Source organism: Modestobacter sp. L9-4 (genome assembly GCF_019112525.1).
In the GTDB taxonomy this organism is placed as follows: domain Bacteria; phylum Actinomycetota; class Actinomycetes; order Mycobacteriales; family Geodermatophilaceae; genus Modestobacter.
Genome location: NZ_CP077800.1, coordinates 3,600,692 through 3,620,074, shown reverse-complemented (window position 1 = coordinate 3,620,074; position 19,383 = coordinate 3,600,692). Strand labels below are relative to the sequence as shown.

The following is a 19,383-nucleotide window of genomic DNA, read 5'->3' as shown; positions in this document are numbered from 1 at the left end:
GGACCCCGCCGCTGTGGACGGCGGTGCCCGGACCGGCGCCCGCGCCGACACGGTGGGCGGCGTGCCCCCTACGACCTCAGCCCTGTTGCGTGCCGGTGGCCGGGGCGACGACGACGCCGACCGCACCCGGCCCCACGTGGGCGCCCACCGCAGCACCCAGCTCGCTGACGAACAGCTCGGTCACCCGTGGCAGTTGGGCCGACAGCTGGTCGGCCAGCTTCTGCGCGCGCTCGGGGGCGGCCAGGTGGTGCACCGCCACGGCCACCGGGCGCTCACCGGCCACTTCGGCGGCCCGCTGGACGAGCCGGTTGAGCGCCCGGGTCGAGGTGCGCACCTTCTCCAGGGCGACCACCTGCCCGTCGGTCACGTGCAGCACCGGCTTCATCGCCAGCGCGCTGCCCAGCAGGGCGGCGGCCGAGCCGATCCGCCCACCCCGGCGCAGGTGCTCGAGAGTGTCGACGACGAAGAACGTGCGGGTGTCGGCGGCGGCCTCCCGGGCGAGCGCGGCGACCTCCTCGGCCGACCCGCCGTGCTCCGCGGCCCGGGCGGCGGCCAGCACGGCGAACCCGGTGCCCATGGCCGCCGAGCGGGAGTCCAGCACCGTGACCAGGTGCTCCCCGACCTGCGAGGCGGCGACCCGGGCGGCGTCCCAGGTGCCCGACAGCTCACCGGACAGGTGCACCGACACCAGCCGGTCGGCGCCGCCGTCCAGCAGCCGGCGGTAGACGGCCACGAAGTCACCCGGCGTGGGCCGGGAGGTGGTGACCTGCCCACCGCGGGCCCCGAGCGCGCGGGCCACCTCCGCCGACGTCACGTCGCTGCCCTCGCGACCCGACCTGCCGGCCAGCACGACGTAGAGCGGCACGACCTCGATGCCGTACCGGGCGACGAGGTCGGACGGGAGGTAGGCCGTCGAGTCGGTGACCACGGCGACGGACATGGCGCGAGGCTAGCCGCGGAGCCTCCGGCCGTGCCGGGAGGAGCCGTCCCGCGGGCCGGCTCAGCCCGCGGCGTCGGCGTCGGTCGCGGCGGTGTCGGCGGGTGGCTCCCCGGCGTCCGGTGCGTCCGACGCCGACGGCCCGGGGAACGGTCCGCGGTCACCGCTCTCCCGTGCGCGGTGGTCACCGGCCGCCGGCGCGGCCAGGCTGTGCCGCATCAGCCGCCACCCCGAGGCCTGGAAGGACAGCTCGCTCCAGTGGCAGTTGCCCAGCGGCCCGAAGACCCGCCGGTGCTCCGACCCCAGACCCAGCAGGGCCTCGATCAGCCGGCCGGCCGTGCCCCCGTGGGTCACCAGCACCGCCACCGCAGCGGGCGGGAGGTCCGCGACGGCAGCCAGCGCCCGCGCCGCCACGTCGGCCTGGGCTTCGCCGCCCCGACCGGGCACCGGCCGGCCGGCGATCCAGTCGGCGTACTGACCGGGGTGGCGCTCGGCGACCTCGTCGCGGGTCAGCCCCTCCCAGGTCCCGAGCCCGTGCTCGCGCAGCCGGCCGTCGACCTGCACCTGCACGCCCAGCAGCGGGGCGAGCGCCGCGGCGGTGTCCCGGGCCCGCTGCAGGTCGCTGGACACCACCACGGTGTCCTCACCCTGAAGCAGGGCGGCCAGGTGCGGTGCCGTGCGGGCGGCCTGCGCCCGCCCCTCGTCGTCCAGGGGCGGGTCGAGCTGGCCCTGGAAGCGGCCGCCGGCGTTCCACGCGGTGCGCCCGTGCCGCCACACCAGCAGACGCGGCACCGGCGGGGCGGCCGGACCCGAGGTCACCGGTCGCTCTCGCCCAGCTCCGCGTCGGCCGTGCCGTCCGTCAGGTCGTCGTCCAGTTCGTCGTCGTGAGCCTCGTCCTCGGTGGCCACAGCGTCGGTGGCCACAGCGTCGGTGGCCGCAGCGGAGGCGGGGCGGGCGGCGTCGGTGAAGGGGATGACGGGGCAGTCCTTCCACAGCCGCTCGAGGGCGTAGTAGGCGCGCTCCTCGGCGTGCTGCACGTGCACCACGACGTCGACGAAGTCGAGCAGGACCCAGCGGCCCTCGTTCAAGCCCTCACGGCGCACGGGCTTGATGTCGTGCTCGCGCAGCCGCTCCTCGACCGCGTCGACGATCGCCTGCACCTGCCGTTCGTTGGGTGCCGACGTCAGGACGAACGCGTCGGTGATGGCCAGCCGGTCGCTGACGTCGACGATGGACACGTTGGTGGCGAGCTTGTCGGCGGCGGCCTGCGCTGCGATCAGCGCGGTCTCACGTGCCTCGGCTGAGGCGGTCATCTGGGGGTCTCCTGCGGTTCGGGGGACGGGTCGTCCCCAGGGGCTGGGTCGTCGGGCAGGGTGGGGCGGGCGGCGCCGGTGGACCGGGACCCGCCGGGCGGAGGGCCCTCCCGCCGCGGCTGCGTGCCGGGCAGCAGCGCACCGGTGGGGGTGGTGGGCGCCCGGTACAGCCCGCGCTTCTCGATGTACTGGACCACCCCGTCGGGCACCAGGTACCAGACGGGCATCCCGCGCTCGACGCGGTCCCGGCAGTCGGTGGAGCTGATGGCCAGGGCGGGCACCTCGACCAGGCTGACCGCACCCTGGGGCAGGTCGGCGTCGGCGAGCTGGTAACCCGGCCGGGTCACCCCCACGAAGTGTGCCTGCTGGAAGAGCTTGTCGGTCTCGTGCCAGCCCACGATCTGGGCGAGCGCGTCGGCGCCGGTGATGAAGAACAGCTCCGCGTCGGGGTGCAGCCGGCGCAGGTCGGCGAGGGTGTCGATCGTGTAGGTCGGGCCGTCGCGGTCCAGGTCGACCCGGCTCACGGAGAACCGGGGGTTCGACGCGGTCGCGATGACCGTCATCAGGTAGCGGTCCTCGGCCGGGCTCACGCCTCGCTCGGTCTTCTGCCACGGCTGACCGGTCGGCACGAACACGACCTCGTCGAGCCCGAACAGGCCGGCGACCTCGCTGGCGGCCACGAGGTGGCCGTGGTGGACGGGGTCGAACGTCCCGCCCATCACCCCGAGTCGACGTGCTGCCACCGACCGAGACTAGCCCGGTCCCGCCGGTGCCGGTCGTGCGACCACCGGCGGCGGCCCTGCCGGCCGGGCCCGGGAGGGCGGGCGGTGGTCGTCGCCGACCCCCGCCCGCTGACCGGCCCCCCCGTGCAGCCGGTCGCCGGCGGCGTCCCGCGACGGCACCCGGAGGGCGTCACCGCGGGTCGGTGGCCGCCGTCCCGCACTGCTCAACGTGACGAAGCCGTCTCGGTTACGGGTGGAGCTGCAGGAACTGTCGCGGACCGGTCAGCGGACGTGCCCGCTGCCGGTCACGACGTAGGTGGTGGAGGTGAGCTCCGGGAGGCCCAGCGGCCCGCGCGCGTGCAGCTTCTGGGTGGAGATGCCGATCTCGGCGCCGAAGCCGAACTCCCCGCCGTCGGTGAACCGGGTGGAGGCGTTGACCAGGACGGCGGCCGCGTCGACCCCGGCGGTGAAGTCGGCGATGGCCCGGGCGGAGTCGGCCACGATCGCCTCGGAGTGGCCGCTCCCCCACCGGCTGATGTGGTCCAGCGCCTGCGGCAGGTCGTCGACGACCCGGACGGCCATGTCCATCGACAGGTACTCGGTGGCCCAGTCCTCGTCGGTGGCCGGGACGACGCCCGGGTGCGCAGCGCGCGCCGGCTCGTCGCCGTGCAGGGTGACCCCCGCGTCGGACAGCGCGGTGAGCAGCCGCGGCAGGAACGGCACGTCGCGGTGCACCAGCAGGGTCTCCGCGGAGTTGCAGACGCTCACCCGGGAGGTCTTGGCGTTGAGCACGATCGCCTCGGCCATCGCGGCGTCGGCGGAGGCGTCGACGTAGACGTGGCAGTTGCCCACCCCGGTCTCGATCACCGGCACGGTGGCCTCGGCGACCACCCGGGCGATCAGCGACGCCCCGCCGCGCGGGATCACCACGTCGACCAGCCCACGGGCGTGCAGCAGCTCGCCGACCGAGGCGCGGTCGGCCGGCAGCAGCGCGATGCAGCCGGCCGGCAGCCCGGCCTTCTCGGCGGCTTCGGTGAGGACGGCGACCAGCGCGGTGTTGGTGCGGTGCGCCGACGCCGACCCGCGGAGCAGCGCCGCGTTGCCGCTCTTGAGGCACAGGCCCGCGGCGTCCACGGTGACGTTGGGCCGGGCCTCGTAGACGATGCCGACCACGCCGAGGGGCACCCGGACCTGGCGCAGCTGCAGGCCGTTGGCCAGCGTCGAGCCGCGGACGACGTCGCCGACCGGGTCGGGCAGCGAGACCAGGTGGCGCAGTGCGTCGGCGACCCCGGCCAGCCGCTGCGGGTCCAGCCGGAGCCGGTCGAGCACGGACTCCGCGGTGCCCTCGGCGGCGGCGGCCTCGACGTCGGCGGCGTTGGCGGCCAGCACCTCGTCGGCGCGCTCACCCAGCGCGTCGGCCATCGCGGTGAGCGCGGCGTCCTTGGTCTCGGTGGGCAGCGTGCGCAGCACCCGGGCGGCCTCGCGGGCACGGGCCGCAGCGGCCCCGATCAGCGGCAGGTCGGCGTCGGACACGGTGGCCAGGTTACGCGGGACCGACCGGCCCGATCACCGCTGCGGCGTCTCCGGCAGGGTGGTGGGGGCGCCCAGCAGCCAGGCCAGCGAGACGGCGGTGACCGACTCTGCGCACAGCAGCCCGACCAGGACCACCACCTGGAAGCGGGCGGCACCGACGGCCCCGGCCCCGCCGAGCAGCGCGCCCACGAACGCGCCGGGCAGGGTGACCAGGCCGACCGTGCGGGTCTGGTCCAGCGCGGGCACCAGCGCCTCGGCCGCGGCGTCCCGGGCGACGTCCTGCGCCGCCCGGCGCGGGGTGGCACCCAGGGCGAGCCAGCCCTCGACCTCGTCGCGCCGGCGGTGCAGCCCGTCGGTGAGCCGCCGTCCGGTGAGCGTCGCCGCCGTCATGGTGCCGCCGATGACGATCCCGGAGACGGCGACCAGCGTGCGCACCGAGCGGTCGAGCACCGGGAGACCGCAGATCAGGCCGATGGTCACCACGGCACCGGCGCCGCAGGCCAGCGCCACCGCGCGCAGCGCCCCGGGCGTGCCGGCGAGCCGTCGCCCGGCGGTCCAGACGGCGACGGAGAACATCACGGCCAGCACGGCGACGGCGGTCGCGGGTGCGGCGAAGACGCCCCGCAGGGCCAGCGCCACGACGGTCAGCTGCACCACCGCCCGCGCCGAGGCGGTGAGCACGGCGCGGCGGTGCCCGATCCGGCCCAGGGTGAGCGCCGCCAGCGCCACCGCGAGGAGGACCAGCAGCCCCACCGCCAGCCGCACGGGCCCCTCGACGTCGGTCGCGGGCCCGGCGCCCAGGCTCAGGAGCGCAGGGCGCGCAGCACGCGCTTGCGCGCCTCACCGGTCAGCCGGTCGACGAACAGTTTCCCGTCGAGGTGGTCGACCTCGTGCTGCAGGCACCGGGCCAGCAGCCCGCTGCCGGCCAGCCGCAGCGGCTCGCCGCGGACGTCGAGGCCCTCGGCGACGCAGTGCATGGCGCGCACGGTCGGGGCGTAGAGGCCCGGGATCGACAGGCAGCCCTCGTCGTCGTCCTGCGTCTCCTCGGAGCGCTCGACGATCACCGGGTTCACCATGTGCCCGATGACGCCGTCGACGTTGTAGGAGAACGCCCGCAGGCCGACCCCGATCTGGGGGGCCGCCACCCCGGCCCGGCCGGGGTGGTCGACGGTGTCCTCGAGGTCGCGGACCAGCGCGGCGAGGTCCTTGTCGAACGCGCGGACCGGGTCGGCCGGGGTGCGCAGCACCGGGTCACCGATCTCGCGGATGGGGCGCACAGTCACCCGCGCATCCTCTCAGCTCCCCGTCGGGCTCAGCCGACCAGCACCATCTCGTCGCGGTGCACGACCTCGCGGCGGTGCTCGGGGTCCAGGTCGCCGGTCTTGCGGCCCAGCAGCGCCGGCAGCTCCCGGGCGTCGTAGGCGACCAGACCGCGGGCCACGACCACGCCGTCGGGACCGACCAGCTCCACCGGGTCGTCGGCCAGGAAGTCGCCGGACACCCCGGTGACACCCGCGGCCAGCAGGGAGGCGTGCCGCTCGCGCACCGCCCGCACCGCGCCCTCGTCCAGCAGCACCCGGCCGCGGGGCCGGCTGGCGTAGCGCAGCCAGAACTGGCGCGCCGAGGGACGCCGGCCGCTCGCGGCGAACAGCGTGCCCACCTGCTCCCCCGCCAGCGCCGCGGCGGCCTGCGGGGTGGAGGTGACGACGACGGGCACCCCGGCCTGGGCGGCGATGAGCGCCGCCTCGACCTTGGTCGCCATGCCGCCGGTGCCGACCCCGTTGCGGCTGGCCGAGCCCAGCGCGACCGCGGCGAGGTCCTCGGGGCCGTGCACGGTGTCCAGCAGCTGCGCGGGGCCGGTGCGCGGGTCGCCGTCGTAGACGCCGTCGACGTCGGACAGCAGCACCAGCGCGTCGGCGACCGCGACGTGCGCGACCAGCGCGGCCAGCCGGTCGTTGTCACCGAAGCGGATCTCCTCGGTGGCGACCGTGTCGTTCTCGTTCACGATCGGCAGCACGCCCAGGGCCAGCAGCCGCTCGATCGTCTGCTGGGCGTTGCGGTAGTGGCTGCGCCGGGTGAGGTCGTTCGCGGTGAGCAGCACCTGCCCGACGGTGACCCCGTGGCCGGCGAAGGCGTCGGCGTAGGTCTGCACCAGCCGCAGCTGCCCGACGCTGGCCGCGGCCTGGGCCGTGGCCAGGTCACGCGGCCGACCGGTGAGCGACAGCGGCGCCAGCCCGGCCGCGATCGCGCCCGAGGACACCAGCACGACCTGGCGGCCGGCGGCCCGCAGCGCCCCCAGGACGTCGACCAGCGCGCGCAGCCGGTCGACGTCCAGCCCCCCGGGCAGGGTGGTCAGGGACGAGGAACCGACCTTGACCACCACCCGGGAGGCGGCAGCGACGTCTGCGCGCGTGCTCACTTCCCCGCGTCGCCCTGGATCAGGTCGGCGTCGACCCACCCGTCGGCGTCGGCTACCTCGAAGGGCAGCCGGCGGGCCTTCTTGGCCGCCAGCCGCTGGTCGGCGCCCGGGCGGTGGTTGTCCTCGAGCCGCACGTCGGTGCCACGGCCACCCAGGCCCGCGGTCTCCTCGATGGTGAGGGTGCCGGCGGGCAGGGTCGGCTCCCAGTCGAAGGTGACGTCGCCGACGGTGATCGCGTCGCCGGGGACGGCACCGGCCTTGGCCAGCGCCTCCTCGACGCCGAGCCGGTTGAGCCGGTCGGCCAGGTAGCCCACGGCCTCGTCGTTGTTGAAGTCCGTCTGCCGGATCCAGCGCTCGGGCTTGGTGCCCAGCACCAGCCAGCCGTCGGTGCGCGGGTCGGGGGTGACGGTGAAGCCGCCGTCGTCGACCGCGCGCGGGGTGAGCGTGATCGGCGCCGCCTCGACCTCGGGCAGCGAGGCGCGGTGCTCGTCGACGGCGCGGGCCAGCGCGTAGCCCAGCTCGGTGAGCCCCTCGTGGGTGGCCACGCTGATCGGGAAGACCTGCAGGCCGCGCTCCTCCAGCGTGGTGCGGACCAGGTCGACCAGCTCCCGGCCGTCGGGGACGTCGATCTTGTTCAGGACGGCGATGCGCAGCCGGCCCACCAGGTCCAGCTCCTCGCCGCCGTACTCGCGCAGCTCGTGCTCCAGCGCCACGATGTCGCTCTCCGGGTCGCGCCCGGGCTCCATGGTGGCCATGTCGACGACGTGCACCAGCACCGCGCACCGCTCGACGTGCCGCAGGAACTGCAGGCCGAGGCCCTTGCCGGCCGACGCTCCCGGGATCAGCCCGGGGACGTCGGCCATCGTGTAGGTGACGTTGCCGGAGCGGACGACGCCCAGCTGCGGCACGAGCGTGGTGAACGGGTAGTCGGCGATCTTCGGGCGGGCCGCGGACATGGCGGCGACCAGCGAGGACTTGCCGGCCGAGGGGTACCCGACCAGGCCGACGTCGGCGATGCTCTTGAGCTCCAGCACGGCGTCGACGGACTCACCGGGCTCACCGAGCAGGGCGAAGCCGGGGGCCTTGCGGCGGGCGTTGGCCAGCGCGGCGTTGCCGAGGCCGCCCTTGCCGCCCTGGGCGAGGACGAGCCGGGTGCCGGCGCCCACCAGGTCGCCGATGACCTGCCCACCCACGGAGACCACGGTGCCCGGCGGGACCTTGAGCACGCGCTCCTCGCCGCGACCACCGTTCTTGTAGTCACCGGCGGCCTGCCGGCCGTTGCCGGCCTTCTGGTGCGGGGAGTGGTGGAAGTCCAGCAGCGTGTGCACGTTGGGGTCGACCTCGAGGACGACGTCACCGCCGTCGCCACCGTTGCCCCCGTCGGGCCCACCGAGGGGCTTGAACTTCTCGCGGTGCACGGAGCTGACCCCGTGCGCCCCGTTGCCTGCGGTCACGTGGACGGTCACACGGTCGACGAAAGCGGCCATGGTCGCCGCCTCTCTGTTCAGGAGTACCCCGTCCGGGGGCCCGGCCCTCGGAGCTCGGGCCGAGCCTCCGGGACGGGGCCGGAATGGGAAACGGGTGGCGGCGCCGATGTCGGCACCGCCACCCGCTCAGTACTGGATGGCCTCCCTCGCGGGGAGGCCCGGACTCACGCGGAGACGGTCTCGCGGACGGCGGCGACCGGCGCCCCGACAGCGGTGATCGCGATCTCACGACGGCCACGACGGAACCCGAAGGTCACCGCGCCGGGGACGAGGGCGAACAGCGTGTCGTCCTTGCCGCGGCCGACGCCGAGACCCGGGTGGAAGTGGGTGCCGCGCTGGCGGACGATGATCTCGCCGGCCTTGACGACCTGGCCACCGAAGCGCTTGACGCCCAGACGCTGGGCGTTGGAGTCGCGGCCGTTGCGGGACGACGATGCGCCCTTCTTGTGTGCCATGTCGTCAGCCCTTCGTGATGTCGCGGACCACGACGCTGGTCAGGGGCTGACGGTGCCCCTGGCGCTTGTGGTAGCCCGTCTTGTTCTTGAACTTGTGGATGTGGATCTTCGGGCCCTTGCCGTGCTCGACGATCTCGCCGGTCACGGTGACCCCGGCGAGGGTCTGGGCGTCGGCGGTGACGGTGTCGCCGTCCACCAGGAGGATGGCCGGGAGGGTGACGGTGTCACCGGCCACCCCACTCAGGCGGTTGATGGTGAACGTGTCACCGACACCCACCTTGTGCTGCGTTCCACCGGCCTTGACGACTGCGTACACCACTGACTCCTCGATCGGTTCCTGTATCCAGCACTGTGTCCTGCGCACACCCCGGCGCGCGGCCGAGTGCTGGACGGTCGTCCACCGACGCGACGCACCCAGAGGTGGCCTGTCGTGGCGGAGCAACCCGTCCAGCGTACCCGAGCGGCGTCGTCCGGGTCGAACCCCTCCTGCCCGCCGCCCCGGCGTGCGGGGCGGTGGGCAGGAGGGTCAGCTCAGACCGCGGGCGGACCGGCCGGCCGCGAGGCCGCCCGGCGCCGGCGCGGGCGGGCCACCGGCGGCGCGTCGGCGGCCACCGGCTCGGCGACCGCGAACGGCGAGACGACCACGGTGGGCTCCGGCAGCGCGGCCGCCGGCGCCTCGACCGGGGACCCCGCCGGCTCGGCGGGCGTCTCCTCCAGCAGCGTCTCGCTGGTCAGCGACTCGACGTCCACCGGCGGGGCGCCGGGCTCGGTGCTCTCCTCCGACGCGGCCTCGGTCTCGGCGACCACGGCGGCGAGCAGGGTGTCCGGCGTCGCGTGCTCGACGGGCTGCTCGGCCGGGGCACCGGTCTCCTCGGCCGTGCGGGTCTCGGCCGACTGGCCGCGACCGCGACGTCCGCGGCTGCGCCGCCCACCGCGCCCCTCGACGGCCGACTCGGCCGCGGGCTCGTCACCGGCGGGCCCGACCGTCTCGACGACCGGCTCGGGGGCCGGGTTGCCGCCCCCGAGGGCCAGCGCGTCGGCCAGCTCCCAGCCGGCGGCGGGGTCCTCGCGGCGGGACGGCTCACGGCGCGCGCCGCCGCGGCGACGTCCACCCTCCCGGCGCGACCCGTCCTCGGCCGGCTCGGCCGCGACGTCGGCGTCCGACTGCTCGGCCGGGGCCTCAACGACCGCTGCCTCGACGACCGCTGCCGACCCGTCGGTCGCGGACTCCTCGGCTGCGGGCTCGACGGCGGTCGCCACCTCGACCGGGGCCGCGGCGGCCGGGGTCCCGGTCGCGGCTGCCTCGACGGCCGGCGGCGCGGAGACCGGGCCGACGTCCACGGAGTCGACCGGAGCGGTCTCGACGGCGTCCTGCTGGCCGCCGTTGCGCCGGCCGCCCTCGGCCTTGTCCCGGCCCCGGGCCCGGCCGTTGCCGGCGTCCCCGCCGGTGGCGTTGGCGCCACCGTTGGGGGTGCCGCCGCCGTTGGCCTTCTTACCCTCCGGGCTGTCCAGGTGCACCAGCACACCGCGACCGCGGCAGTGCTCGCACGGCTCGGAGAAGACCTCGAGCAGGCCCTGGCCGACCCGCTTGCGGGTCATCTGCACCAGGCCCAGCGAGGTGACCTCGGCGACCTGGTGCTTGGTGCGGTCACGCCCCAGGCACTCGGTGAGCCGCCGCAGCACGAGGTCGCGGTTGCTCTCCAGGACCATGTCGATGAAGTCGATGACGATGATCCCGCCGATGTCGCGCAGCCGGAGCTGGCGGACGATCTCCTCGGCGGCCTCGATGTTGTTGCGGGTGACGGTCTGCTCGAGGTTGCCCCCGGAGCCGACGAACTTGCCGGTGTTGACGTCGACGACCGTCATGGCCTCGGTGCGGTCGATGACCAGCGAGCCACCGGAGGGCAGCCAGACCTTGCGGTCGAGGGCCTTCATCAGCTGCTCGTCGACCCGCAGGTCGCGGAAGACGTCGCCGGTGCCGGTGTAGCGCTCCAGCCGCGGCGACAGCTCCGGGGAGACGTGGGCGACGTAGGCCTCCACGGTGTCCCAGGCGTCGCTGCCCTGCACGACCAGCTTCTTGAAGTCCTCGTTGAAGACGTCGCGGATGACCCGGATGGCCAGGTCGGGCTCGCCGTAGAGCAGCGTCGGGGCGTTCGACGTCGAGGCGGCCTTGGTCTGGATGACCTCCCACTGCGCCTGCAGCCGGGTCACGTCGCGGGTGAGCTCCTCCTCCGAGGCGCCCTCCGCGGCGGTCCGGATGATCACGCCGGCGTCGTCGGGGACGATCTTCTTGAGGATGTCCTTGAGCCGGGTGCGCTCCTTGTCCGGCAGCTTGCGGCTGATGCCGGTCATCGAGCCACCGGGCACGTAGACCAGGAAGCGGCCGGGCAGGTTCACCTGCTGGGTGAGCCGGGCGCCCTTGTGGCCGATCGGGTCCTTGGTGACCTGTACCAGGACCTTGTCGCCGGACTTCAGCGCGGTCTCGATCGACCGGGACTTGCCGGACAGGCCGGCGGCGTCCCAGTTGACCTCACCGGCGTAGAGGACGGCGTTGCGGCCCTTGCCGATGTCGACGAACGCCGCCTCCATGCTGGGCAGCACGTTCTGCACCCGGCCGAGGTAGACGTTGCCGGCGAAGGACGTCGCCTGCGTCTGGGTCACGTAGTGCTCGACCAGGACGTCGTCCTCGAGGACGGCGATCTGGGTGCGCTCCCCCTGCTGGCGGATGACCATGGCGCGGTCGACGGCCTCGCGGCGGGCGAGGAACTCCGACTCGGACAGGATCGGCGCGCGCTTGCGGCCACCGTCGCGGCCCTCGCGGCGGCGCTGGCGCTTGGCCTCCAGGCGGGTGGACCCGGCCACGCCCCGGACGTCGTCGTCGCTGGAGGTGCGGCCGTTGCGGCCGGCCCGCTCCGGGCGGTCGTCGGTGTCCTCGGCGGGCTCGTCGCTGCTGCCCTCCGCGCTGGTGCCCCGGCGACGGCGGCGACGCCGGCGGCGGGTGGTCGAGCCACCGGACTCCGCGGAGTCCTCGTCCTCGGCCTCGTCGGCGTCGGCGGCGTCCTCGGGCTCGTCGGTGGACCCGGAGACGGCCTCGGTGGACTGCTCGGCGTCCTCGTCGGGGTCGGCGTCGGGGTCGCTGTCGGTGTCGACGGCGTCGTCACCGGTGCGGCCGCGGCCGCGGCCACGGCGGCCACGGCGACGGCGGCGGCTGCCGGAGGCGCCACCGTCCTCACCGTCGCGGTCGTCGCGCTCGTCGTCCTCGGCGTCGTCGAGCTCGACCACCTCGAGGTCCTCGACCTCGGGCTCGACGACCTCGACCGGCACCTCCGCGACGGCCTCACGACGGCGACTGCGCGAGCGGCGCGGCGGAGCCGGCTCGTCGTCGCGGTCGTCGACGACGGCGGGAGCCTCGACGGTCTCCTCGACCGGGGACTCGGCCGCGGCGCGGCGGCTGCGGCGGCGGGGTGCGGCGACCTCGGGCTCGGGCGCCACGAAGGTCACGAAGGCGGGCGCGGTCGGTGCGGCCGGCTTCAGCGGCTCGACGGAGTCCGGGTCCGCGGCCAGTGCGGGGCGGGTGGCCCGGCGGCGCGGGCGGGCGGTGACGGTGGTGGGCTCGGGCGAGCTGAACTGCGCACCGAAGCGGGGCAGCTCCGGCTCGTGCTCGGGCTCCGGCCGGCGCACCGGCGGCGCCCAGGCGTCGGGCAGCGCGGTGGTCTCCCCGAGGGCGGGCTCCTCGGCGGTGGGCTCGGCGTCCTCGGCCGGCTCCTCGACAGGGTCCTCCGCGAGCGGGTCCGCGTCGGCCGGCAGCGCCTGCTCGGCGGCGCCGTCCGTGGGGGCGGGGCCGTCCAGTGAGTCGGCGGGTGCCTGCCCCTGTCCGGTCCCTGCGTTGTTCTCGTCGTCGTAGTGGTCGGCCACTGAGGGCTCGCCTCCTGTGCGTCCCCGGGCGCCGATCGTCTCCGACTGGCGGCCGCGCAGGGACGCGGGTTGGGCGGTTCGGGCGGCCGCGGTGTGCGGCGCAGCCCTCCCCGCGAAGTCCTGGTCGCGCCCCGGCCGGTGCGGCTGGGGCCCGGTGGTGCAGCGTGCGGGTGGAGCGGTGGTGCGGAGTGTGGTGCGAAGTCGTGTGGTGCGAGTTCAGGTGGTGCAGAGCTCGGGGTGGTGCGGGTGCGTCACGGCTGGCAGACGTGTCGCGGGCACGACGTCCGGCGTCCGGCTCCGCCGGTCAGACCGGCGTGCTCTCCTCCTGGGGGGAGGAACGCACCGCGCGGTCGGGCCCGAACGGATCGGCGACGTCACCGCTGTCGTCGAGCCGGCCCTGCGCCTCACGCACGGCCCGGGGGGGCAACGGCGGGCGCAGGTCGGCGACGACAGCCAGAGCGGCCATCACGTCGTCCGGTCGAACGGTCGGCGTGAGCTGCCGTACGACCACCGTGAGTATGGCACAACCTGCCTCCTCGGTGACCTCGGCACCGACGACGGCCTCGCGGGCATCGATGTCCTTGAGGCCGTTCTTGGTGCGCTTGGCCACCGTCACGACGTCGCGGGAGAGCAGCTCGCGCACCGCCGCGACCAGCTCGTCGGTGTCGACGCCGGGCAGGTCGATCCGCCAGCGGGTGGCGTCGAGCCGGTCGGCCAGCGACCCGCTCCCCTCGACGGCCTCCACGCACTCCAGCACGTCGATGCCCGGGGGCAGCGAGGCGTCCAGGGCGACCCGCACCGCCTCGGGGTCGCAGCGCGCCGACAGGCCGATCTCGAAGTACTCCGCCTCGGAGGCCGCGCCGGTGGGCGCGGCGCCCATGTAAGAGATCTTCGGGTGCGGGCTGAAGCCGGCCGAGAACGCCATCGGCACCTGGGCCCGGCGCAGGGCACGCTCCAGCGCGCGGGCCAGGTCGCGGTGCGAGGCGAACCGCAGCGGACCGCGCTTGGTGTAGCGCAGCCGCAGCCGCTGCACGGTCGGCGGCGGCGGGGGGCCGTCGGGGGTACGGGCCATCAGTGCGTGTGGACCGGGTCGGCCACCGCTGCGTCGGCGTGCACGTCGACCTGCGGGCGGGCACCCACGACCGCCAGCGGGATGAGGCTGCGTCCGGTGGGGCCGATCTGGATCTCGGTGCCCATGGTCGGGCAGACACCGCAGTCGTAGCAGCCGGTCCAGCGGCAGTCGCCGACCTCGTCCTCGGTGATGGCGTCCTGCCAGTCGTCCCAGAGCCACTCCTTGTCCAGCCCGGAGTCCAGGTGGTCCCAGGGCAGCACCTCGTGCTCGGTGCGCTCGCGGGTCGTGTACCAGGCCAGGTCGACGCCGAAGGGGGCGAGCTCCTCGGCCGCGGCGGTGGCCCACCGGTCGTAGGAGAAGTGCTCGCTCCAGCCGTCGAAGTGCCCGCCGTCTCGCCACACCCGCTCGATGACCCGGCCCACCCGGCGGTCGCCGCGGGAGAGCAGTCCCTCGATCACGCCGGGCTTGCCGTCGTGGTAGCGCAGCCCGATCGAGCGCCCGATCCGGCGGTCGGCGTTGATCGCGTCGCGCAGCACCTTGAGGCGGTGGTCGATGGTCTCCGCACTCGCCTGGGCGGCCCACTGGAACGGGGTGTGCGGCTTGGGCACGAAGCCACCGATGGACACGGTGCAGCGGATGTCCTTGGACCCGCTGGCCTCGCGGCCGGCGCGGATGACCTCGACCGCGAGCTCGGCGATCTCCAGCACGTCCTCGTCGGTCTCGGTGGGCAGACCGCACATGAAGTAGAGCTTCACCTGGCGCCAGCCGTTGGCGTAGGCCGTGGTGACCGTGCGGACCAGGTCCTCCTTGGACACGGTCTTGTTGATCACCCGGCGGATGCGCTCGCTGCCGCCCTCGGGGGCGAAGGTCAACCCGCTGCGGCGCCCGTTGCGCGACAGCTCGTTGGCCAGCGTGACGTTGAAGGCGTCCACGCGGGTGCTCGGGAGGGAGAGACCGGTGTTGGTGCCCTCGTACCGGTCGGCGAGCTCCTTGGCCAGCTGCCCGATCTCGGAGTGGTCGGCGCTGCTCAGCGAGAGCAGGCCCACCTCCTCGTAGCCGGTGGCCTTCAGGCCCGCGTCGACCATCGAGCCGATGCCGGTGATGCTCCGCTCGCGCACCGGGCGGGTGATCATCCCGGCCTGGCAGAAGCGGCAGCCGCGGGTGCAGCCGCGGAAGATCTCCACGCTCATCCGCTCGTGCACGCTCTCGGCCAGCGGGACCAGTGGCTGCTTCGGGTAGGGCCACTCGTCGAGGTCCATGACCGTGCGCTTGCTGATCCGCGGCGGGACGTCGTCCCGGGTGCGCAGCACCTCGGCGATGGAGCCGTCGGCGCCGTAGGTGACGGCGTAGAAGCGGGGCACGTAGACGCCCTCGACCCGGGACAGCCGGGCCAGCAGCTCGACCCGCCCGCCGGGGCGACCCTGCTCCTTCCAGGCGGCGACGACGTCGGTGATGTCGCCGACGACCTGCTCGCCGTCACCGAGGACGGCGCAGTCGATGAAGTCGCTGACCGGCTCGGGGTTGAAGGCGGCGTGCCCGCCGGCGACCACGACCGGGTGGCTCTCGTCGCGGTCGACCGCGTGCAGCGGGACCCCGGCCAGGTCGAGCGCCTCGAGGAGGTTCGTGTAGCCCAGCTCGGTGGCGAAGCTGACGCCGAGCAGGTCGAAGTCGCGGACCGGGCGGTGGGCGTCGACCGTGAACTGGCCGACACCGGCCTCCCGCATCAGCCCGGCGAGGTCGGGCCAGACGGCGTAGGTGCGCTCGGCCAGGGCGTCCGGGCGCTCGTTGAGCACCTCGTACAGGATCATGAGGCCCTGGTTGGGCACCCCGACCTCGTAGGCGTCCGGGTACATCAGCGCCCAGTGGACGGCGACCGAGTCCCAGGGCTTGACCTGGGCGTTCAGCTCACCGCCGACGTACTGGATCGGCTTCTGCACCTGGGCGAGGAGCGGCTCGAGGCGGGGGTAGAGAGACTCGACAGTCATGGCCCGTCCAGGGTAACCGGCACCACCAGGGGCCCTGTCCGCCAACAGCGCCCCCGAGCCCCTCGCAGGCTCGCGCGGCGAGCCCGCGAGGGGGTCCTCCGTCAGAGCTGGGGGAAGAAGAGCGCGATCTCGCGGGCGGCGGACTCGGGCGAGTCCGAGCCGTGCACGATGTTGGACTGCACCTCGAGGGCGAAGTCGCCGCGGATGGTGCCGGGGGCGGCCTTGACCGGGTCGGTGGCGCCGGCGAGCGCGCGGAACGCCTCGATGGCGCGGGGGCCCTCGACGACCAGGGCGAGCAGCGGGGCGCTGGTGATGAACTCGACGAGCGAGCCGAAGAACGGGCGCTCGCGGTGCTCGCCGTAGTGCTCCTCGGCGACCTCGACGGTCAGGGTGCGCAGCTCGGCGGCGACCAGGCGCAGGCCCTTGGCCTCGAGGCGGGCGACGACCTGGCCGACCAGGCCGCGGGCCACGCCGTCGGGCTTGACCAGGACCAGCGAACGCTCAGCAGTGGGTGCAGACACGCCGGGGAGAGTACGGGACGCCGCTCGTCAACCTGGGTTGACAGAGGTGTGGCGTCAACCTATGTTGACGACATGGCCACTCCGACCGACGTCACCACCGCCGCGGCGGCCGACGACCCGGACACCGGGCTGCGGGCCGTCCGCGCGCTCCGCGACCTCGCCGACCGCCTGGAGGTCCTCCAGGTCGGCAGCGCCCGGGCCCGCGGCTGGTCCTGGCAGCAGATCGCCGACGCCCTCGGGGTCAGCAAGCAGGCCGTCCACAAGAAGCACGCCACCTCACGAAGGGACCGCTGACGTGTTCGAACGCTTCACCGACGAGGCACGGCAGGCCGTCGTCCGCGCGCAGGAGGAGGCCCGCACGCTGCACGCGGAGGAGATCGAGCCGGTGCACCTGCTGCTCGCGCTCACCCGGGACACCGGACGCGGCGGCACGGCGCTGGCCGCGGCAGGTGTCGACCACGCGGGCCTGCGCACGGCCCTGGAGCCGGGCGCCCTGGACGCCGACGTGCTCGCCGCCGTGGGCGTGGACCTGGACCAGGTGCGGGCCACCGCCGAGGCCGTCTTCGGGCCCGGCGCGCTCGACCGCGGCCGGCAGGAGGTCAGCGGCCACCTGCCCTTCACGAGTGCCAGCAAGCGGGTGCTGCAGGAGTCGCTGCGGGCCGCGGTGCGGCAGGGGGAACGCCGGCTGGACAGCGGGCACGTGCTGCTCGGCGTCCTGGCGGTGGCCGACCCGACCGTCGTCCGCCTGCTCGACCGGCTGAGCGGCCACGGCGAGGAGCTGCGGGACGGGCTGGGCGACGCGGCTGCGCGTCTGAGTGCCCTGCTCCACCAGCCCCCCGCCGCCGACTAGGGGCGACCGGTGGTCAGGTCCAGGCGGGCCATGTGCCGCCACAGCTCCTGGTCGCGGTCGGACAGGCCGTTCCAGCAGTCGTAGCTGGACCGGGAGTGCAGCTCGCGGGCGTGCCGCTCGACCAGGTCGCCGTGCACCTGGTGCCGGGTACGGGCCGCGAACTCCACGATGGTCTGGCTGACCGGTCCGGCCATGCCGATCGCCGGCTCACCCGGGCCCGGGCGCTTCTTCGTCCCGTCCTGCCCGGTGGCGCTGGCGCAACAACCGCTGTGGTGCCTCATCCCTGCCTCCACTCGCGAGCTCGTCCGTGGGCTCTCCCCCAGCTTCGACCGCGCCCGGCGGCAACCGCAGCGGAGCTCCCCCGACTCCCCCCGAACGGGGGACCCCTGTCGCGGTCAGCCCACCGGCGGTGACGGCGGCGCCGCGGGCGGCGGCCCGAGCGGTGAGCCCAGGAGCTCCTTGCGGGTCTGCAGCAGGTAGGCCCAGATGAGCACGAACAGGCCGCCGACCAGCCACATGGCGGCACCGAAGAAGCCGGTCAGCAGCAGCGGCACCTGCAGCACGGTCCCGATCAGCAGCCCGCGCGGCTTCCGCTGCATGCCGCTGGCCAGGACGAACAGCACCGCCAGCACGATCAGCACGGTGAGCCGGAAGCCGGTCAGCCCGTCGCCGCTCTGCGCGATGCCCCGCGGGACGAACAGGACGGCGATCCCCTCCAGCAGCAGGATCGCCGCGGCCGCCCCGCCGAGCGCCCTCCCCGCGCGGACCGGGTCCGGCGCGGTCACCTCCGCCCCCCGCCCAGCAGCGTGCGGGCCTCCCCCGCGGTGACGACGCTGCCGGTGACCAGCACACCGGAGCCGCCCAGGGCGTCGTCCGGGCCGGCCTCGGCCAGCTCGATCGCGGCCTCCAGGGCGTCGGACAGCTGCGGGTGGACGCTCACCCGGTCGGCGCCGAAGACGTCGACGGCCAGCGCGCCCAGCTCGTCGGCCGGGATGGCCCGCGGCGAGCTGTTCTGGGTGACCACGAGCTCGGCGCACAGGCCCTCGAGCTCGGTGAGCATGCCGGTCACGTCCTTGCCCTGGACGCACCCGACGACCCCGACCAGCCGGGTGAAGTCGAAGGACTCCCGGACGGCGGCCACGGTCGCGGCCATGCCGGCCGGGTTGTGCGCGGCGTCGACCAGCACGGCCGGCGAGGTGCGCAGCCGCTCCAGCCGCCCGGGCGACCGGACGGCGGCGAAGGACTCGCGGACGACGTCCTGCGCGACCGGCCCGGTGGCCTGACCCGCACCGAGGAACGCCTCGACGGCGGCCAGCGCGACGGCGGCGTTCTGCGCCTGGTGTGCGCCGAACAGCGGCAGGAAGACCTCGTCGTACTCCCCGCCCAGGCCCTGCAGGCGCACCTGCTGCCCGCCGACGGCGACCCGCCGCTCCAGCACGCCGAACTCGGTGCCCTCGCGGGCCACGGTCGCGTCGACCTCGATCGCCCGGCGCACCAGCGCCTCCAGCGCACCGGCCGGCTGGTGGGCGAGCACGGCGACGACGTCGACGGCGGGCAGCCCCTCCTCCACGGGCGGCGCGGGCTTGATGATCCCGGCCTTCTCGGTGGCGATGCTGGCCACGTCGGGGCCCAGGTACTCGGCGTGGTCCATCGACACCGGGGTGACGACGGCGACCCGGGCGTCGGCGACGTTGGTCGCGTCCCAGGTGCCGCCCATGCCCACCTCGACCACCGCGACGTCGACCGGGGTCTCGGCGAAGGCGGCGTAGGCCATGGCGACGGTGACCTCGAAGAAGGACATCGGGACGTCGCTGCCGGCGTCGACCATCTGCACGTAGGGGGCGATGTCGTCGAAGACCTCGACGAAGCGCTCGGCGCTGATCGGCTCGCCGTCGAGCACGATCCGCTCCCGCACCTGCTCCAGGTGCGGGCTGGTGAACCGGCCCACGCGCAGGCCGAACCCGCGCAGCAGCTCGTCGATCATCCGCGCCGTCGTGGTCTTGCCGTTGGTGCCGGTGACCTGGACGACGGGGAAGGCGCGGTGCGGGGAGCCCAGCAGGTCCAGCAGCGCGGTGATGCGGGTCAGCGACGGCTCGAGACGGCTCTCCGGCCAGCGGGCGAGGAGCGCCTGCTCGACCCGGGCGAGGTCACGGGGAAGGGAGGTGCTCACCGCT

Annotated in this window: 20 protein-coding genes; 2 read left to right on the top strand and 18 right to left on the bottom strand. The window is 74.9% G+C overall.

From position 1 onward, the window contains the following. Positions 1-76: 76 nt before the first annotated feature. From KUM42_RS17125 to ndk, 15 genes are all read right to left on the bottom strand, one after another. Positions 77-940, bottom strand: coding sequence for a DegV family protein (locus tag KUM42_RS17125; RefSeq protein WP_237493732.1), 864 nt, complete (start codon positions 938-940; stop codon positions 77-79). Between the two features lie 60 nt (positions 941-1,000). After that, positions 1,001-1,756, bottom strand: a complete 756-nt coding sequence (locus tag KUM42_RS17120; protein WP_237493731.1) for a histidine phosphatase family protein — start codon at positions 1,754-1,756, stop codon at positions 1,001-1,003. Continuing rightward, on the bottom strand, positions 1,753-2,250 hold the full coding sequence (gene rsfS, locus KUM42_RS17115) for a ribosome silencing factor (protein WP_237493730.1): 498 nt from the start codon (positions 2,248-2,250) through the stop codon (positions 1,753-1,755). The genes KUM42_RS17120 and rsfS overlap by 4 nt, the downstream gene beginning before the upstream one ends. Then, on the bottom strand, positions 2,247-2,993 hold the full coding sequence (gene nadD / locus KUM42_RS17110) for a nicotinate-nucleotide adenylyltransferase (RefSeq protein WP_237493729.1): 747 nt from the start codon (positions 2,991-2,993) through the stop codon (positions 2,247-2,249). The genes rsfS and nadD overlap by 4 nt, the downstream gene beginning before the upstream one ends. 261 nt (positions 2,994-3,254) lie before the next feature. After that, entirely contained in the window at positions 3,255-4,505 is a 1,251-nt protein-coding gene (locus KUM42_RS17105) for a glutamate-5-semialdehyde dehydrogenase (RefSeq protein ID WP_237493728.1), read from the bottom strand. Between the two features lie 33 nt (positions 4,506-4,538). Next, the gene (locus tag KUM42_RS17100; RefSeq protein WP_237493727.1) at positions 4,539-5,270 is read right to left on the bottom strand and encodes an ABC transporter permease; all 732 of its coding nucleotides are present in this window, start codon (positions 5,268-5,270) and stop codon (positions 4,539-4,541) included. 38 nt (positions 5,271-5,308) lie between these two features. Then, a complete protein-coding gene (gene def, locus KUM42_RS17095) occupies positions 5,309-5,788 on the bottom strand; it encodes a peptide deformylase (protein ID WP_237493726.1) in 480 nt (159 codons plus the stop codon). A 29-nt stretch (positions 5,789-5,817) separates the two neighbouring features. Further along, the gene (gene proB / locus KUM42_RS17090; RefSeq protein WP_237493725.1) at positions 5,818-6,924 is read right to left on the bottom strand and encodes a glutamate 5-kinase; all 1,107 of its coding nucleotides are present in this window, start codon (positions 6,922-6,924) and stop codon (positions 5,818-5,820) included. Continuing rightward, positions 6,921-8,411: a GTPase ObgE gene (obgE, locus tag KUM42_RS17085; RefSeq protein WP_255557516.1), complete on the bottom strand. Its 1,491-nt coding sequence runs from the start codon at positions 8,409-8,411 to the stop codon at positions 6,921-6,923. Before obgE ends, proB begins: the two co-directional genes overlap by 4 nt. A 164-nt stretch (positions 8,412-8,575) precedes the next feature. After that, positions 8,576-8,866: a 50S ribosomal protein L27 gene (gene rpmA, locus KUM42_RS17080; protein WP_237493723.1), complete on the bottom strand. Its 291-nt coding sequence runs from the start codon at positions 8,864-8,866 to the stop codon at positions 8,576-8,578. A 4-nt stretch (positions 8,867-8,870) separates the two neighbouring features. After that, the gene (gene rplU / locus KUM42_RS17075; RefSeq protein WP_163610748.1) at positions 8,871-9,182 is read right to left on the bottom strand and encodes a 50S ribosomal protein L21; all 312 of its coding nucleotides are present in this window, start codon (positions 9,180-9,182) and stop codon (positions 8,871-8,873) included. A 215-nt stretch (positions 9,183-9,397) separates the two neighbouring features. Further along, on the bottom strand, positions 9,398-12,781 hold the full coding sequence (locus tag KUM42_RS17070; protein WP_237493722.1) for an Rne/Rng family ribonuclease: 3,384 nt from the start codon (positions 12,779-12,781) through the stop codon (positions 9,398-9,400). Positions 12,782-13,085: 304 nt separating this feature from the next. After that, entirely contained in the window at positions 13,086-13,853 is a 768-nt protein-coding gene (locus tag KUM42_RS17065) for a TIGR03936 family radical SAM-associated protein (RefSeq protein ID WP_237493721.1), read from the bottom strand. Beyond that, positions 13,853-15,838 (bottom strand): TIGR03960 family B12-binding radical SAM protein, encoded by a 1,986-nt coding sequence (locus KUM42_RS17060; RefSeq protein ID WP_237493720.1) that lies wholly within the window; start codon positions 15,836-15,838, stop codon positions 13,853-13,855. Before KUM42_RS17060 ends, KUM42_RS17065 begins: the two co-directional genes overlap by 1 nt. Positions 15,839-15,939: 101 nt before the next feature. Next, the gene (gene ndk / locus KUM42_RS17055; RefSeq protein WP_237493719.1) at positions 15,940-16,359 is read right to left on the bottom strand and encodes a nucleoside-diphosphate kinase; all 420 of its coding nucleotides are present in this window, start codon (positions 16,357-16,359) and stop codon (positions 15,940-15,942) included. Between the two features lie 72 nt (positions 16,360-16,431). On the opposite strand from ndk, the gene KUM42_RS17050 reads away from it, so the two are divergent. Together KUM42_RS17050 and KUM42_RS17045 are read left to right on the top strand one after the other, a co-directional pair. After that, positions 16,432-16,653: a helix-turn-helix domain-containing protein gene (locus KUM42_RS17050; protein WP_237493718.1), complete on the top strand. Its 222-nt coding sequence runs from the start codon at positions 16,432-16,434 to the stop codon at positions 16,651-16,653. A 1-nt stretch (position 16,654) separates the two neighbouring features. Then, the gene (locus KUM42_RS17045) at positions 16,655-17,209 is read left to right on the top strand and encodes a Clp protease N-terminal domain-containing protein (RefSeq protein ID WP_237493717.1); all 555 of its coding nucleotides are present in this window, start codon (positions 16,655-16,657) and stop codon (positions 17,207-17,209) included. Here KUM42_RS17045 and KUM42_RS17040 read toward each other — a convergent pair. The 3 genes from KUM42_RS17040 to KUM42_RS17030 form a co-directional block, all read right to left on the bottom strand. Further along, positions 17,206-17,403: a hypothetical protein gene (locus tag KUM42_RS17040; protein WP_237493716.1), complete on the bottom strand. Its 198-nt coding sequence runs from the start codon at positions 17,401-17,403 to the stop codon at positions 17,206-17,208. The two genes, KUM42_RS17045 and KUM42_RS17040, sit on opposite strands and share 4 nt — an antisense overlap. Before the next feature lie 201 nt (positions 17,404-17,604). Further along, on the bottom strand, positions 17,605-17,994 hold the full coding sequence (locus KUM42_RS17035) for a DUF4233 domain-containing protein (RefSeq protein WP_237493715.1): 390 nt from the start codon (positions 17,992-17,994) through the stop codon (positions 17,605-17,607). Beyond that, complete coding sequence (locus KUM42_RS17030) at positions 17,991-19,379, bottom strand: folylpolyglutamate synthase/dihydrofolate synthase family protein (RefSeq protein WP_237493714.1); 1,389 nt, start codon at positions 19,377-19,379, stop codon at positions 17,991-17,993. Before KUM42_RS17030 ends, KUM42_RS17035 begins: the two co-directional genes overlap by 4 nt. Between the last annotated feature and the right edge of the window lie 4 nt (positions 19,380-19,383).

What these genes read in the sequence shown, in the direction of transcription:
- KUM42_RS17050 (WP_237493718.1), top strand. Translation starts at nt 16,432, where the DNA reads ATGGCCACTCCGACCGACGTCACCACCGCCGCGGCGGCCGACGACCCG.
- KUM42_RS17065 (WP_237493721.1), bottom strand. Translation starts at nt 13,853, where the DNA reads ATGGCCCGTACCCCCGACGGCCCCCCGCCGCCGCCGACCGTGCAGCGG.
- rpmA (WP_237493723.1), bottom strand. Translation starts at nt 8,866, where the DNA reads ATGGCACACAAGAAGGGCGCATCGTCGTCCCGCAACGGCCGCGACTCC.
- KUM42_RS17040 (WP_237493716.1), bottom strand. Translation starts at nt 17,403, where the DNA reads ATGGCCGGACCGGTCAGCCAGACCATCGTGGAGTTCGCGGCCCGTACC.
- obgE (WP_255557516.1), bottom strand. Translation starts at nt 8,411, where the DNA reads ATGGCCGCTTTCGTCGACCGTGTGACCGTCCACGTGACCGCAGGCAAC.
- KUM42_RS17060 (WP_237493720.1), bottom strand. Translation starts at nt 15,838, where the DNA reads ATGACTGTCGAGTCTCTCTACCCCCGCCTCGAGCCGCTCCTCGCCCAG.
- rsfS (WP_237493730.1), bottom strand. Translation starts at nt 2,250, where the DNA reads ATGACCGCCTCAGCCGAGGCACGTGAGACCGCGCTGATCGCAGCGCAG.
- KUM42_RS17125 (WP_237493732.1), bottom strand. Translation starts at nt 940, where the DNA reads ATGTCCGTCGCCGTGGTCACCGACTCGACGGCCTACCTCCCGTCCGAC.